This is a genomic window from Bradyrhizobium sp. Kon10 (genome assembly GCF_055807395.1).
The window spans coordinates 1-240 of sequence record NZ_JBVVOZ010000373.1 but is presented as its reverse complement, the minus strand read 5'-3'; the positions used below and the strand labels follow the sequence as shown (position 1 = coordinate 240).

1 pseudogene is annotated in these 240 nt (G+C 59.6%); it reads right to left on the bottom strand.

Annotated features, from left to right (window positions below):
• Nucleotides 1-240 (bottom strand): annotated as a pseudogene (locus AC0L2O_RS37420) (ABC transporter permease); the annotation flags it as partial.

The window sequence follows — 240 nt, the reverse complement described above, 5'->3', positions numbered from 1 at the left end:
CCGAGCAGCCGCGCCAAATCGTTCGAAGACGTCCGCGCCAGACCGACGATCGTTCCCACGATCGTCGCCAGTATCAGGCCGACGCTCCCCAGGAACAGCGTGTTGATGATGCCGATGAGGAAGTACCACCAATAGGGATCATTGGCCGTGGCGGGCAGCAGCGAGAAATTCACATCCCAACCCGTCGACTTGAACAGAAAGTCGAATCCGGAGGTGATCCCCTGATCAGCCAGGTTGCGG